This is a genomic window from Paenibacillus sp. 01T443 (assembly GCF_056398325.1).
Genome location: NZ_JBFTPE010000033.1, coordinates 16072 through 30448, shown reverse-complemented (window position 1 = coordinate 30448; position 14377 = coordinate 16072). Strand labels below are relative to the sequence as shown.

Annotated in this window: 13 protein-coding genes; 7 read left to right on the top strand and 6 right to left on the bottom strand. The window is 50.0% G+C overall.

Features of this window, described 5'->3' with window-relative positions:
• Positions 1–2: 2 nt before the first annotated feature.
• The 3 genes from AC1DLI_RS31675 to AC1DLI_RS31665 all read right to left on the bottom strand — a co-directional run bounded on the left by AC1DLI_RS31675 (position 3) and on the right by AC1DLI_RS31665 (position 899).
• The gene (locus AC1DLI_RS31675) at positions 3–188 is read right to left on the bottom strand and encodes a hypothetical protein (RefSeq protein WP_477609283.1); all 186 of its coding nucleotides are present in this window, start codon (positions 186–188) and stop codon (positions 3–5) included.
• Positions 189–250: 62 nt separating this feature from the next.
• Positions 251–613 (bottom strand): hypothetical protein, encoded by a 363-nt coding sequence (locus AC1DLI_RS31670; RefSeq protein WP_477609281.1) that lies wholly within the window; start codon positions 611–613, stop codon positions 251–253.
• Positions 606–899, bottom strand: coding sequence for a sigma-70 family RNA polymerase sigma factor (locus AC1DLI_RS31665; RefSeq protein ID WP_477609279.1), 294 nt, complete (start codon positions 897–899; stop codon positions 606–608). The genes AC1DLI_RS31670 and AC1DLI_RS31665 overlap by 8 nt, the downstream gene beginning before the upstream one ends.
• A 26-nt stretch (positions 900–925) precedes the next feature.
• Here AC1DLI_RS31665 and AC1DLI_RS31660 point away from each other — a divergent pair, with 26 nt between their 5' ends.
• Entirely contained in the window at positions 926–1135 is a 210-nt protein-coding gene (locus AC1DLI_RS31660; protein WP_477609277.1) for a hypothetical protein, read from the top strand.
• A 15-nt stretch (positions 1136–1150) separates the two neighbouring features.
• Here the strand turns inward: AC1DLI_RS31660 and AC1DLI_RS31655 are convergent, their stop codons facing one another.
• Positions 1151–2266, bottom strand: a complete 1116-nt coding sequence (locus tag AC1DLI_RS31655; protein WP_477609275.1) for a glycoside hydrolase family 88 protein — start codon at positions 2264–2266, stop codon at positions 1151–1153.
• A gap of 141 nt (positions 2267–2407) precedes the next feature.
• Between AC1DLI_RS31655 and AC1DLI_RS31650 the strand changes: the two genes are divergently transcribed.
• Positions 2408–3271, top strand: coding sequence for a helix-turn-helix domain-containing protein (locus AC1DLI_RS31650; protein WP_477609273.1), 864 nt, complete (start codon positions 2408–2410; stop codon positions 3269–3271).
• A gap of 38 nt (positions 3272–3309) precedes the next feature.
• Here the strand turns inward: AC1DLI_RS31650 and AC1DLI_RS31645 are convergent, their stop codons facing one another.
• Positions 3310–4152, bottom strand: coding sequence for an AraC family transcriptional regulator (locus AC1DLI_RS31645; protein ID WP_477609271.1), 843 nt, complete (start codon positions 4150–4152; stop codon positions 3310–3312).
• Positions 4153–4295: 143 nt separating this feature from the next.
• Between AC1DLI_RS31645 and AC1DLI_RS31640 the strand changes: the two genes are divergently transcribed.
• Complete coding sequence (locus tag AC1DLI_RS31640; protein WP_477609269.1) at positions 4296–5078, top strand: sugar phosphate isomerase/epimerase family protein; 783 nt, start codon at positions 4296–4298, stop codon at positions 5076–5078.
• Positions 5079–5200: 122 nt separating this feature from the next.
• Here AC1DLI_RS31640 and AC1DLI_RS31635 read toward each other — a convergent pair whose 3' ends face one another.
• Positions 5201–6223, bottom strand: a complete 1023-nt coding sequence (locus AC1DLI_RS31635; RefSeq protein WP_477609267.1) for a LacI family DNA-binding transcriptional regulator — start codon at positions 6221–6223, stop codon at positions 5201–5203.
• 161 nt (positions 6224–6384) lie between these two features.
• Between AC1DLI_RS31635 and AC1DLI_RS31630 the strand changes: the two genes are divergently transcribed.
• The 4 genes from AC1DLI_RS31630 to AC1DLI_RS31615 all read left to right on the top strand — a co-directional run bounded on the left by AC1DLI_RS31630 (position 6385) and on the right by AC1DLI_RS31615 (position 14210).
• Positions 6385–7740, top strand: a complete 1356-nt coding sequence (locus tag AC1DLI_RS31630; protein ID WP_364144984.1) for an FAD-dependent oxidoreductase — start codon at positions 6385–6387, stop codon at positions 7738–7740.
• A 188-nt stretch (positions 7741–7928) separates the two neighbouring features.
• A complete protein-coding gene (locus tag AC1DLI_RS31625) occupies positions 7929–9683 on the top strand; it encodes a cache domain-containing sensor histidine kinase (RefSeq protein ID WP_477609265.1) in 1755 nt (584 codons plus the stop codon).
• A gap of 11 nt (positions 9684–9694) precedes the next feature.
• Positions 9695–10432 (top strand): response regulator transcription factor, encoded by a 738-nt coding sequence (locus AC1DLI_RS31620; protein WP_477609263.1) that lies wholly within the window; start codon positions 9695–9697, stop codon positions 10430–10432.
• A 277-nt stretch (positions 10433–10709) separates the two neighbouring features.
• Entirely contained in the window at positions 10710–14210 is a 3501-nt protein-coding gene (locus AC1DLI_RS31615) for a galactose-binding domain-containing protein (RefSeq protein ID WP_477609261.1), read from the top strand.
• The last annotated feature ends 167 nt before the right edge of the window (positions 14211–14377 follow it).

The following is a 14377-nucleotide window of genomic DNA, read 5'->3' as shown; positions in this document are numbered from 1 at the left end:
GATTATTCTTCTTTTAGCACCCCGCTGTAATGGAGGTTATCGGTGCTTTGTATTTCAATAACCCGGCGGCCAAGCTCTTGCTTGTTTTTGTAGGCGATAACGGAGACGATACTTTTCTTTGCAATCGGATTTCCGTTATTCTCATCGTTTGGCGACCAGTATAGCGTGGTACCGGATGCAGTTTGCATGCTTTTCCCCTGGTGCACAACCTTCGAAGACGGGGGGGACCATGTCAACAGGTATCCTTCTGTTACGATGACTTCGACCGATCCGCGTCTTCTGCGTCGATGCGGATCGGAAAGCCGGGTACGCTGCTCATAAACGGACTGTATGTCCCAAGAGGAAGCAGAACGTTTGGCTTCATGACAACGGGGGCGCCGTCCGCCGCATAAGCGGTAATAACAAAGCCGGTGAATGCTGATTTGTTGTCAGGCTGTAAGAACGAGGCCCCAAACACCATTACTACAATAATTGTGCAGGCAGCAGCGAATAGGGCGGCTCTTCGGAGGTTGTTCCTCTTTAACGGCTGCCGTTGCAGTGCCCGGTTTATGAACTGCTGCTTCAGCTCCTCGCCGGCTGTTATTTCTGCCATTCCCTCGATATATTTATTCATTTACGAATCCTCCGATCATACTTTTTCTTAGCAGTTCACGGGCACGGCGGAGATGCGTTCGAACGGTATTCTCATTTCGGCGTACGAGTTCGGCAATTTCCGCGGTGCTGTAGCCTTCGAAATAATAGAGGTAGATGACGATGCGGTATTTTTTCGGCAGCTCCAGCACGCAGGCAACAACTTCGTTATTCCCTTGATGCAGAATAGGAAGCGATGCTTCGTTGATCGGTCTAAATAGTTTTTTCCACGGGCTTCGCAGCGCAGCCGGATGGCTCTTATTTTGCAATTAAGAAGCTTCGTCCGTGGCCTTCTATGACCAAAGAAATTGAAGGAAAAACCATCGATGGGATGAGCCTTGATAAAATAACCAAACTCATCAACAAGCTCAAAGACGAAAGCTACCAAGCCCAAATATGTAATGAGAAAGCCTCCAAAACCTCAGTAAGAGTTGTGATGGAGGCTATATTTTCTTGTGATTCGTATTCCATAGTGGGCAAAGATCAAAAAATGACTCTAAAATAAACGGCATGAGGCAGGCTAAAAGATTCGATGGCTCCATCCGTTAAGCTTGGCGAATGCCTCTACGAAGTAATAGTCTCCGTAAATAAGCGATACGTTGATGTTGGCGTTTTCAGGCTTATGTCCGGTGCCTTGGAGAAGAATCGCTTCATGGTCCGGATTGTCCCAGGTCGAATAATTCACGCTTAGTGAATACAGGATTCTCTCGGCAGCCGCGTTATAGATCCGGCGTTCCGCGGATGGAACCAGCTCAGCAAGTTCGAGCAGACCGGATGCTGCGATGGAGGCAGCGGAAGTATCGCGCGGCTCGTTTTCTATGTTTTCTACGCGGAAATCCCAATACGGCACATAGTCTTCCGGCAGTGCTGCGACAAAGTAATGCGCTACCCGCTTCGCCGCGTGCAAATAACGCTCAAGCCCAGTGCATCGGTAAGCAATCGCGAGGCCATAAAGCGCCCAGGCATTGCCTCGGCTCCACGCCGAAGAGCCGGAAAAGCCTTGACCGCCCAGCGGTTCTATAAACGCGCCTGTCTCCGGATCAAAAGATAAAATATGACATACCGAGCCGTCCTCGCGAATGGCGCAACGGAGGAAGGTGTCCGCGTGACGTATCGCGATATGCTTGTAACGCGGGTCGCCGGTCGTGCGGCTTGCCCAGAACAATAGGGGGATATTCATCATGCAATCAACAATGGCCCAGCCGAGAGCCTCTTGCCCGTTCCACGCACGAATAAACTCGCCATTCACGTTGAAGCGGCCTGCGAGGAAGTTTGCCGCCTCCAAACCGATTCGTAGACCTTCCTGATCGCCCGTTAATTCGTATTTGATGACAGCAGTCGGCAGAAACTGAAAGCCGACATCGTGATGCAATTGTACGGGATGCTCGCAGAAGCTGTGCTCCAGCTTGGCGTCCCATTCCCAAGCAGCTGCCCGGAATGACTCTTTCCCTGTTGCATCATGCATAACCCAGAGCATGCCGGGCCAGAAGCCGGACGTCCACCAGTTATCGTCTGTGCTGTCATAGATGCCGTTGGCTCTTGCCACATGGGGCGTTTTATCTCCAATTTGGTTTATCATGCGCTCTACCTTTTCGGTTAATTGCACCAATATTTTTTCTTTGTATGCCTGATTCATTTTGTAGTAAGCCTCCTCGTTGACCCATGATTGTGGTTAAGCTGCTTGCTATCATTATAGTCTCTGACAAATGGACAAAGTTACGCTACAATGGTTAAAAATGTTGTTCTGTTGACTTGTTGAAATAAAGGGGTGCTGTCAGTGAAGGGGACGCTGTTTCAGGAAATGGACTACGGGGGACTGTCTTTTCTTTGGTCATACCGCAACTGGTCGCAGCAAGATTTCGAGGGGTATTACCATTGGCATAGGGGTTTCGAGGTGCTGGCTGTGCATCAGGGACACGGCTCGGTTACCGTCAATCAGAAGACGTACGAGCTTAAGCCAGGCATGCTGTTTTATTTCCAACCCTATCAGCTACATAATGTTTATGTAGAAGTGGGTGAAAGCCGGCCGTATGAACGCAGCGTCTTTCATTTCGACCCTGTATTTATGAAGGGCTACTTAAGAACGTTTCCGGCTCTTTATGACGTCTATAAACGAATGCTTCAAGGGCTTATCGCTTTGCAGGGCATAGATATGATCGATTACAATGAAGAGTTGAATGCCGCTTGCTCCGCATTCCAGAATAGCCTGCTCGCTTCCTCCGCCAGCAGCAAAGAAGAGCAGAGCGCGCTTTATTTGTTAAAGGTGTTGTCGTTAATTAAACGAAAGGTTATTCCGGGGCCCAAGCAGGAGGAATATATGAAGCCGATTCGCCAATCGGAACGTGTTATGGCATGGATTGAAAACCATTACGGGGAGCCCTTTCAGCTGGAGTTGCTTGCGGACGAGCTCCATATGTCAAAATCTTATTTGTCCCGGCTGTTTCGGCAAGAGACGGGTAGCAGCATTACCGGTTATTTGACAGCCCGCAGAATGCAGCAGGCTTGCAGTCTGCTTCAAACGACGAACAAATCCGTAGAAGTGATCGGCGAGCAGGTAGGGTTTACGAGCACCTCTTATTTTATTAGCCTGTTCAAACGGATTATGGGCGTGTCTCCGCATCAATACCGCCTAAGGCTGTAGCGGGGAGCAGCGGTAATAGAATAGATGCTTCGTTCCAATTAAGGATTCTCTACCTTGCGAAGCTGGTTCCGAACGCGGTATTTGCTGGGACTGGTGTGAAAATGATTCCGGAAGGCGCGGCTGAAATAAGGATAGCTGCGAAACCCGGAGGCTTCGGCGATATCTTCCAGTTTCATGTCGCTGTATAGAATTCTCTCCGAGGCAATAGACAGCCTGATCTCAATGACATAACGCATTGGAGATTGCCCGAACGCTTGCTTGAACAAGTGGGAGGCTGTCGATACGCTGATGCCATAACGTTCGGCGATATGGGTCAGCGTCAGCGGATCGGTAGCATGCTTCTCCAAATACTGCTTCATTTTGTAAGGGATGTTGAGCTCCGGTCTGGAGGCCGCCGCCATCTGCTTCCTTACATCCCTCTCGATAGTTAAACATAAAACTTTGATCAAAGCGTCCATCATTTCCGCATTATCCCCATGAATATTCCGCTTCTCATAAATCAGTTTTCTCCACAATGCCAAGAAGTCTTCCGCCGTATCCAGATGAACCTTGCTTGGAAAATCGTTCCTGCTGCACCACTGCTGAGCCCATACTCCGCTGCAGGATAAGTAGTAATCGGCGCTCTCAATTGGCTGAGAGGCGTCAGCGTCTTTATTGGCCTCAACCACTAACCGGTAATATTCCCCTGGCTTGCGGATGATCAGATCACCGGGCTGCACAACATGTGTCTCATCATTAATCTCGACACGGCATGTCCCTTTTACCTGGAAGCGCAGGAGCAATCGATTGTCGGCTGTGCCCTTTTGCAAGGAGCCGGTGAACGGAGAAGTATGATGAGAATAACCGATCAACAGGCAATCGATCCACGATGCGTCCATCATTTGCTGCCACCTCCTAGTGAGTAAACTATTTCTACTATCATAAATGTTGCAAAATAAGTCAACAAGCAGAGAATCGGATATTCACTTCTAAATCAGTTGTCACTATACTGGGGATTAATGAAGTGAAGGGAGATGGTAGTTTGTTGAAGGATAAGATTGCGGTTCAATTGTATACGCTTCGCGAGGAATGCCTTGCAGATTTCCCGGGAGTTCTTCGTAAAATAAGTCAAATTGGCTATGGCGGCGTACAGTTTGCGGGCTTTCAAGGCTATGACCCGCAGGAACTCAAAGCGGTTTTGGACGAAGTTGGATTGAAAACCGCAGGCATGCATGTTGGTTTCCATGACATTGTTGCGAACACGGGCAAAGTGGTCTCGGACGCCAGGCTGTTTGGCACACGGGATATTATTTGCCCGAGTATTCCCGCTGAGCTGCGAAATGAAGGTGGATACAAACAACTGAAGAAAGATTTGAACGGTATTGCGAAGCATCTGAAGGGTGAAGGCTTCCGAATCAGCTATCACAATCATGCTTTTGAATTTGAAACGGTGATAGAGGGGCAGGATGCGCTTTCGTACTTGCTTGAGGCTGGTGCAGACAATGAAATCCTTGCAGAGCTGGATGTATATTGGCTTAAGAAGGGCGGTTTTGAGCCTGCATCATTCTTCAAGCCCTATGCGGACAGGATGCCGATTATCCATATGAAGGATATGACCGCAGACGCTGAGCAGGCATATGCGGAAATCGGTACAGGATTGATTGAATTCGAACCGATTATTCGCTGGGGAGAGGAGAACGGAGTCGAATGGTACGTAGTAGAACAGGATGTTTGCAGAACAGCACCGATGGGCTGCGTGCAAACTAGCTTTACCAATCTATATCATTTAATGTCAAATCTGCAACCGAATCTGTTCGGTGAAGCCTAAGAACGCGACTGCGGAAAAGGTGGACCTCAGTGAGCCGCGAATCGAACAACCGGTATAGCTTTGCTGGCTTTTTTTGTTGAGAGAGGACAGCTCGTCCGAACATCAAACGATAACGGCGCTTCTCAGCTGAAGCGCCGGATGGTTTGCCCGTTATGGAAAGGGCCGGCAATACGGATATGCTCGCAAGGCTCGCCATTGTTGGCGAGGCGCCACAGCATTTTGTCAGCCGCTTTATATCCGGTCTCCCTGATCAGAAGCTGGGGGCGGCTTAAATGCGGTAGCGCCGCCACCGGTCCGTTGGCCAAGCCGACTAGGGAGATGTCCTCCGGGATGCGATAGCCGAGGGAGGTAAGGTTGTCGTACAGCCTTACGATATCTTCATCGATGCCGGCAATGATTGCTGTTGGTTGGCTGCTGCGCAGCTTGTCGATCAGCATGCACTCGTCCCAAACGTCCGTTATTTGCAGTTCTGCGTCATGATCCAACTGAAGCTCACCCATCATTTCCTCAAACGCCTGCCATCTTCTTGTATACCCCCGCTGGCTGTGAATATCTCCTACGTACATAATACGGGTATGGCCAAGCTGCGCGAGCCGGTCCACGGCCATGCAGACGGCTTCGAACACATCCCAGATTACGCTGTCGATTCGGGAAAGCGGTCTCGGATAATTAATCAGCACTTTGGGTAAAGGCAGCTCGAACAGCTTGCGCTCCGTGGAGTCCGAGAGCAGCCGGGGCGCGATGAACAGACCGTCCGCCGTCGGCAAATTACGCTGCTCCATCCAGTCCGAGAATGCGTGATCCGGCACATCCTCATCCAGCACATAGCTTTCCAGTCGATGCTCCAATTGATCGAGCCTCTCTCTTAACCCCTCTGTCAACAATACGTTGTAATTCATAGATTGCCGGGATTGTATCAATACAAACCGAAATTGGAAGGTAGGATAGGGCGCGATGCCGCGGCTGACCATCTCACGTGCCTGCGATACAGTCAAATAGCCGCGTACGAAGGCAGTTCGAATAATGCGGCTCCGCGTTTCCTCGGACATGCCGGCTCGTCCGCTCAGCGCCTTGGATAGGGTCTGAATCGAAAGACCAAGTTCTTTGGAAAGATCGTGCAGAGTAATCGATTTACGAGTTCCCAAATTCAAAACCGCCTTCCTCTTTTCTCTGTTTGGTTAGGGGATGCGAACGTAAAGCTATCGTCCACGCTAACACTTGACAGCTCTATTTTAAACTAAAGTTAAACTACTTTAGAAGTCCCCCGGCTCCTATAATGAAAGTACTTTCAGAGGAGGGGTTAAGCATGAGAAAAATAGAGACGGATATTGTGGTATGCGGCGGAGGGCCGGCGGGGATCAATGCGGCGCTGGCAGCTGGAAGAAGCGGGGCGCGAACGCTGCTGATTGAACGATACGGTTTTCTTGGCGGCATGTCGACTGCAGCTCTGGTCTATCCATGGATGACCTTTCACACGATGGATGGCAAGCAGGTCATTGCCGGAACGGCGCAGGAAATTGTAGACCGCTTGATGGCCGAGGGAGCTTCGCCCGGTCACGTTCGCGATACGGTAGGCTTTGTAAAGACGATCACCCCTTATGATCCTGAAGTTTATAAGGTGTTAATTATCGATATGCTGCGCGAGGCGGGCGTGAAGGTGCTGCTGCACAGCTTCATGGACGAAGTGCAGACCAGGGAAGGCCTCATTGAAACGGTACGATTGGCTACCAAGTCCGGGAAGTACGAAATTTCGGCGAAACAGTTCATCGATGCGACAGGGGACGCCGATCTGGCCTATCTCTCAGGCGCGCCGTGCTTGCAAGGACGCGACAGCGATAATTTGACGCAGCCGATGACGATGAAGTTCCGAATGAGAGGCGTTGACCTGGCGAGAGTTAAACGGTATATGATCGAGCATCCGGACGAGTTTTATAAGAAGACGCCTTTCGATGAGCTGGAGGAACTGCCATTGTCCGGCGTATTGGGTTACTTCAAGCATTGGAAGGAGGCTGACCTGCCCATTAACAGAGACCAGGTCCTTTTCTTCACAGGTCCGGGACCGGACGAAGTGCTTGTCAATACGACTCGTGTTCAAGGGCTGGACGGAACTGAACTGGAGGATTTGACGGAAGGAGAGGTGCAGGGCAGGAAGCAGGTGCGCATGGTCGCGGATTTCATGACCCGCTGCTTGCCAGGCTTCGAGAACGCTTCCATCTCTTCGGTCGGAGCGCAAATCGGCATACGCGAGAGCCGCAGAATAGACGGCTGCTATTCACTCCAGGTACAGGATGTTGTAGATGGACGCGCGTTCGACGATTGCATTGCACGAAGCGGCTATCCCATCGACATTCACGATCCGTCCGGCAAGGGCGTTCAGGCCGCATGGGTCCAGGGAGACGGGGCATACGATATTCCTTACCGCTGTTTGCTGCCGAAGCGGATTGACAATCTGCTCGTGGCAGGCCGTTGCATCTCGACGACGCATGAGGCGCTGGCAACGACGCGTCTGACACCTAGCTGCATGGCGACGGGACAGGCTGCAGGTACGGCGGCAGCAATGGCATGGGAGCAGGGTATATCACCAGGGAAAATCGACATTGGACAGCTGCAGGAGCGGCTAATTCATAACGGCGCGCTGCTGCGTAGTGGGCAGACTGTATAGCGCGCATCCGCCAGCAAGATAACGGCCAAATTCAATTGAAGTAATAATTGGGACATGGTAGACTTTTTCATAAGGTCGCCTCGTATCGGAAGTTTGTTGGAAAACAAACATTCTACCGGATGAGCGGCCTTTTTTACCATGTGATAGTACCTGTTTGCGTTTAGAATCTGTCAGGAGGAATCGGTGAAATGAAGCGGTATATTTCAATACGAGCCAAATTTATTACCATGTTCGTTCTGCTTATCACCATTCCATTCCTGATAAGCGGAATCAGCACCTACAATAAATTTGCGGAGGAAACCGAAAAAAACTCTAGGGCGTACTCCATGCAAATTATGAATCAAGTGAAAATTAATTTGGAAAATACGATAAAAGACGCGGACAGAATAACTGTGGCTCCCTTGTATAACGAAGACGTGCTGCGGATTTTGGAGAAGCACAGTTATGAAGAACCAGGCGAGGAGAAGCTTATTCCGTCGGCGGAAATTACCAAAATGGCAAGAGTAGCGGCTTCGCTCACATTGGATCAGCCCGGAATTGAACGAATGATCTTTTTCACCCGCGACGGCATTATGTACAGCGTCCAAGAAAAACTGACGCAGCGTTATTGGAACGAGAAAGGGAATAGCTGGATGCAGGAGGTGCTGGATGCGGAAGGTAGGCTTGTCATTATCGAACCTCACGAGACGACTTATTACAAACGATCGGAACGGGTTATTTCCGCTGCCAGAGCGTTGAATCACCCTGCAACGGGCCAAAGCATTGGGGTCGTCAAAATTGATTTTAACATGAAAGAGCTCGAAGCGTTATTGTCAGAAGTATGGCTCAGCGACAACAGCCAGTTTTACTTGACAAAGGATAACGGCGAGCTGTTATTTCCGGATGAACCGGTTAATTTCCCGGATATTGGTCCGGGGGACGGAACGATAGATTGGAACGGCCAGACTTATCTGTTCACAACCATGCACTCCAAATCAACGAAAGTGAATATTCACGGACTTATCCCGATGGCCGATTTGCAACGGGGCGGCAAGGAAATCGTCGGATTTACGATCCTCATTTCAGTCATATCGCTTATCATTGCCTATTTGCTTGCGATTTTCACGTCAGAGCGGCTGGTCAGGCCGATCCGTTATCTTCAGTCGCGCATGCGGCGGGTAAAGGACGGGGCTTTCAGCGAACGGGCAGATTTGAGCTTGATGAATCGCGATGAAATCGGGCAATTGGCCCTGGGTTTCAATCTGATGGTGACGGAAGTGGAGCGGCTGGTCAAGGAGGTATATGAAACGAAACTGCGCGAACGCGAAGCCGAGCTGTCGGCTCTGCAAAGCCAGATTAATCCGCATTTTCTGTACAACACGTTGGAATTGGTAAGCATGCAGGCGCTGAAGGAGAGAAATCTCGAAATCAGCGACATTGTTGCCAGTTTGGGAAAAATGCTGAGATACACGGTTGACAAGCAGGAACGACCGGTGCAATTGAAGGAGGAGATACGGTTCGTTAACGCTTATTTGCAAATTCAGTTATCCAGGCATGGCGAGAAGCTGAGTTCGGAAATGTATGTGGATCCGTCGTTCGAATCTTGTCTTGTACCAAAGCTGCTGCTTCAGCCGCTGGTTGAGAATGCATTGGAGCACGGAATGGGCAATAGCGGATTAACGATAACGATTAGGGCATCCGTGCTGGATCAGGATTTGCTCCTGACTGTACAGGATAATGGGGTGGGGATGCCGCCGCAACGTTTATTGGAGGTTCGAGAGCAGATGTTGTGCAAGCCGGAGCGGGACGGCAGCCGTCCAAAGTTTGGAGATACGCTGAAAGGCTATGCCATCAAAAATATTCACCAGCGCATTCAACTGCTTTATGGCGTGGAATACGGCTTAAGCGTGGAGAGCGATGAGGCTTCCGGAACACAATGGAGAATCCGGCTGCCATTACGATAGGGGGAAATGGAATGTACAATGTGATGCTAGTAGAAGACGAGAAGAAAATTCAGGAAGGGTTAAAGATAATGATCGAGGAAGTGATCGGCAGTTACAGGGTAACCGCGGAAGCTGAGCACGGTTTCGCTGCGCTGGAGCTTCTCAGAATGCAATCGGTGGATTTGCTGATTACGGATATCCGTATGCCCCAGATGAACGGAATCGAGTTATTGCGGCATGTCCGGGGGTTGTATCCCAACCTTCCTGTATTAATCATTAGCGGGCATGAAGATTTCACTTATGCTAAGGCGGCGATGCGTCACAATGCGTCGGATTACATCCTGAAGCCGGTGGACCGGATTGAGCTTTCCCATTTTCTATTGAATTTGAAAGCGCGGCTGGACCGCGAGCGGGCGGTAGAGACGCCTAACGCCGAAGCGGCCCATGAAGATCTGACGATTCGAAGAGTGAAGGAACTGGTCGTCTCTTGTCTGGATCAGGATGTTTCACTTCCATTCATCGCGGAGCAGGTGCATTTGAATCATCAATATTTATCCACATTGTTTAAAGTGAAAACCGGACAAAATTATTCTGATTATGTGACGGCCTGCCGGATGAGTAAAGCTAGGGAGCTGCTGACCCATACACATCTGAAAATATACGAGATCGCCAACCTTTGCGGCTATGCCAGCGCCAATCACTTTATGGCCGTGTTTCGGCAGCATTGCGGAGCGAAGCCTACCGAATATAGAAAAAGGCCGCTGAGTTAAGGCCGGCCAGATCATTGAGCACAAAACAAAACAGATGATATGAATATCGTAGTTTTTCTCGAAAATACGTTGTTTTTCACTGACAGGCTGACTTGTATACTTATTGTTAAGCGCTTCCAATTGCTGCAGAGACTTCATGTATTGCGACAGAATGATTACATTCGGATGTTCGGGAGGTGTAAGTGGAAGCTTGGGCTAGTTTTTTTGGAAGCGCATACAAAAAAGGCTGTAAGTGAAGAGCAAATGAAATGACATGAAAGAAAGGATGTGGTGGATAATGACTAGTCTTACAAAAAGATCTACAGCGTTATTATTAATCCTGAGTATGCTGTTCACGGGTTTGATGGGCTCGAGCCGCGTGCAGGCCGAAGCCGATGCGGAGTCTGCCAACCGAATCGTATTCGAGGATATCGAGAACGGCGCTCTGGACGATTACAGTGTTGCGCTGGAACCGCCATTCGTTGTTCACGTCATGGAGACGACGAGCACAACTGTCAAGCTGCAGTGGAATCCGTTGCCAAGCTCGGATGTGAGCCAATATGTGATCTATAACGGCGACAGCCCTGCGGTTTCCGTAAGTTCTTCCACTTATGATGCGAATGGCGGTCTATATAGCGCGCTTGTGTTCAATCTGGAGCCAAGCACCGAATATGCCTTTACCATAAAAGCGCATAGGACGACTGAGCTTGCCACTGTGCCGAGCAATGAGGTGACCGTATCCACACCGGCACTTAGCGGAGAATCAGCAACTCCGCTGACGATCGCGGGTTATCGGGCCAGCGGCAGCGATTCCAATATTCCGGTATATGCCATTGACGGTGATATTCAGACAAGGTGGTCGGCGTATGATGACGGGCAATGGGTCGAACTGGATCTGGGCTCGGAACARCTGGTTTCTTATCTGGGAGTCGCTTTCTACCGGGGAGACAATCGCAGCAAGACCATTGATATCGAGGTTTCGAACGACCAGAACATCTGGACCCGCGTATACAGCGGCGATAGCAGCGGCACTACGATCCAGGTTGAGGCCTTTGGTTTTGAAGCCGTCACCGCCCGTTATGTACGGGTGGTCGGGCGCGGAGCAAGCGAATGGACAAGCATTTCAGAAATTCAGGTTTACCCTCCCCATGTGGACGGGTTTATATTAAGTGATGTGGAGATTCCGCCAACGGGACCGGATCCGGATTCCCCAATTCCGACAAAAGCAGGTCTCTATTATGCGGATGGCACACCTCATGTGCCGCATGAGGCTCAGACAGTGACCGGCTCTACGTATAATGTCCTGGACTTCGGCGCCGATCCTGCCGACAACGGAATAGATGACGCTCAAGCTATCCGGGCTGCACTGGCTGCAGCGGCGCTTGGGGACGAAGTGTATCTTCCGAACGGACACTATCAATTAACGAGCACAGATATGGACGGAGTTACCCATTTCATTATGAAATCCGGCGTGCAGATGCGCGGCGAGAGCCAGGATGGCGTTCTGCTGGTCTCCGACCATGCTAATGAACAGGAAGAATATGCCACGGTTGAAGGCATCGTATTCCGTATGGCCGGACAAAACAATATTAAGATCAGCAACATGACAATTACGTCCAGCTGGGACTTGAATTATTCAACGAATACGTCGGTTGCGAATCCGGATCGGGGCGGACCTAAGCAGGTGATCATGATTACCGCCGCTTCCGGCAAACCGTCCTATAACATTACGCTGGACGGACTGACGATCGAGAAGTTTCAACGGATCGGCGTTGTCATTACGAACAGTCATGATGTTATTGTGGAAAATTCGCTTTTTCGCAACGCGACGAACTTAGCCGAGGGCGGAAACGGATATGGCGTTTCTATCGAAGGCAAGTCCAAGGAAAGCCGGCTCGGCAGAGAGGACGACTCTCGTTTCAATGTCGTTCGCAACAACGAGTTTATCGGTCCTTATCTGCGTCACGGAACGATGGCGCATTCTTACACGCATAACAATCTCATTGAAAACAACTACTACTTGAACTCGGCATTAGACGCTATCGATTTCCACGGAGAAGACGAGTATATGAATGAAGTAAGCTACAATCATATCGTTGGCGGCGGCGAAGCGGCTGTCGGCGTCGGCAATCCTGGCGCTACGCATGATGCCGCTGGACCAGGCAATTACATTCATAACAATTTAATCGAGAATGTTAAACGGTATGGGGTACAGGTGTATTTGGGATCTCCCGATACGATTATCGAGAATAATACCATTACCGGATTTACGAACGCGGGGAGCCAGGGAATACGTCTGAAAAATGCACCCGGAACGATTGTGAAGGGCAATCAGATCGTGAACAATACGGCTTCCGACTTCTGGGGTATAATTGCCATGAAAGACGACGGCGATCCGACCAACGCCGGGAACGGCGCAGGCATACCCGAGAATATTGTCATTCAGGACAATCATGTTACGGGGAATACGAATGGCGTTATGATCTCACACGGCACGAATATTCGTCTCTTCGGCAATGAGATCAGTGGAAATACCGGGACGGATTATGAGAATCAAGTGGTGGTTTCCGAACTGATACCGGCAACCAGGGCGGCAAGCGTACAGCAAAATGCTCAGAACGCCCCGGTTGCGAATCTCTTACAGATTAAAGGCGGAAAAGATAGCGAATCGGTGAGAAGCTATCAGCAATTTGATCTGAATTCCATTGAAGGCAATCTGGCTACCGCATGGCTCTACGTGTATGGACAAGCGCTGGAGAGCCCTGCTGGAGAGACGGGAGCTGCAACTTCTCTCTATGCAGTGGATAGCAATGACTGGGACAGCGATACAATGCAATGGAATACGTACCAGTCTCCGCCAGAGCTTGGTCAGAAGCTCTCGACTGTGCAGCTGAAAAATAAAGGCGAGTACGCCTGGTATGTATTCGATGCGACTGTGCTCGTGCAAGAACGTCTGGATGGTGATCGGACGATATCGCTTGCTTATGCCCAGAATGCCAATCAAACCGGTTACTTGACGCATTTATACAATGGATCCGACTCCAGCTATAGGCCTTACCTGCGGGTTGAAACTTACCCTCCCGTCGAACTTGAGGCCGTAGCGGTAACGGCGGATCGTTCGCAGCTGGTGCCGGGCATGACTACCCAACTGCATGTGACCGGCACATACAATACAGGATCGGACGTTTCGTTGGAAAATGCGGACATATCTTTCATAAGTCTGACGCCGGATCTAGTGACTGTTGATAATACGGGCGTGGTTACCGCGCTTCAAGCTGGAGAAGCAACATTGCAGGCAACTGTCGTCTTGGATGGCGTTGCTCGCACTGGAACGTTCGTTCTTAATGTAACCAATAATCTGGCGATTACTGCGCAGTTGTCGGTCGACTCCACGTTGGGTACAAATACAAAAGATAGAGTACTTGACGGAAGCTTGGAAACCCGGTGGATATCAAACGGCTCTCAAACGCCTTATCTGATGCTGGACTGGACAACGGAGCAAACGATCAACCAAGTGAAGCTGTGGAGCGGACATGTGCCGGTTATAGGCTCGGCCAACTGGCATGTCAGAGATTTTGATCTGCAGATCTTGGAAGACGGAGAATGGAAGACGATAGCCGAAGTCCGAGATAATGATCAGGACGCTTTTTTGGGTCAGTATACGACGTTGAATTTGGAAAACCCCGTCGTGACGACTGCCTTGCGCTTCCATTTTGTCCGTCCGTCATGGGGCAATGGCAATTCAAACGATATGATGGCCAGAATCAATGAGGTGTTTGTCGGCTTCGTCAACGATTAGGAACCATCTCGGCCTAAGTCCTTGTCACGCGGGCTTAGGCCGAAATTCTGTTATACAGCTGGTTCTATTAAAGTACTCGAATTTACATAGTTTTTCTCGATTTCGTGTTATTTTTTCTGGAAGCAATCAAATCTATACTAGTAATAGAAAGCGATTACATACATTGA

Bases quoted from the DNA above. Each gene is read 5' to 3' on its own strand.
- AC1DLI_RS31675 (WP_477609283.1), bottom strand. From the start codon at position 188: ATGCAAACTGCATCCGGTACCACGCTATACTGGTCGCCAAACGATGAG.
- AC1DLI_RS31670 (WP_477609281.1), bottom strand. From the start codon at position 613: ATGAATAAATATATCGAGGGAATGGCAGAAATAACAGCCGGCGAGGAG.
- AC1DLI_RS31660 (WP_477609277.1), top strand. From the start codon at position 926: ATGACCAAAGAAATTGAAGGAAAAACCATCGATGGGATGAGCCTTGAT.
- AC1DLI_RS31655 (WP_477609275.1), bottom strand. From the start codon at position 2,266: ATGAATCAGGCATACAAAGAAAAAATATTGGTGCAATTAACCGAAAAG.
- AC1DLI_RS31645 (WP_477609271.1), bottom strand. From the start codon at position 4,152: ATGATGGACGCATCGTGGATCGATTGCCTGTTGATCGGTTATTCTCAT.
- AC1DLI_RS31630 (WP_364144984.1), top strand. From the start codon at position 6,385: ATGAGAAAAATAGAGACGGATATTGTGGTATGCGGCGGAGGGCCGGCG.
- AC1DLI_RS31625 (WP_477609265.1), top strand. From the start codon at position 7,929: ATGAAGCGGTATATTTCAATACGAGCCAAATTTATTACCATGTTCGTT.
- AC1DLI_RS31620 (WP_477609263.1), top strand. From the start codon at position 9,695: ATGTACAATGTGATGCTAGTAGAAGACGAGAAGAAAATTCAGGAAGGG.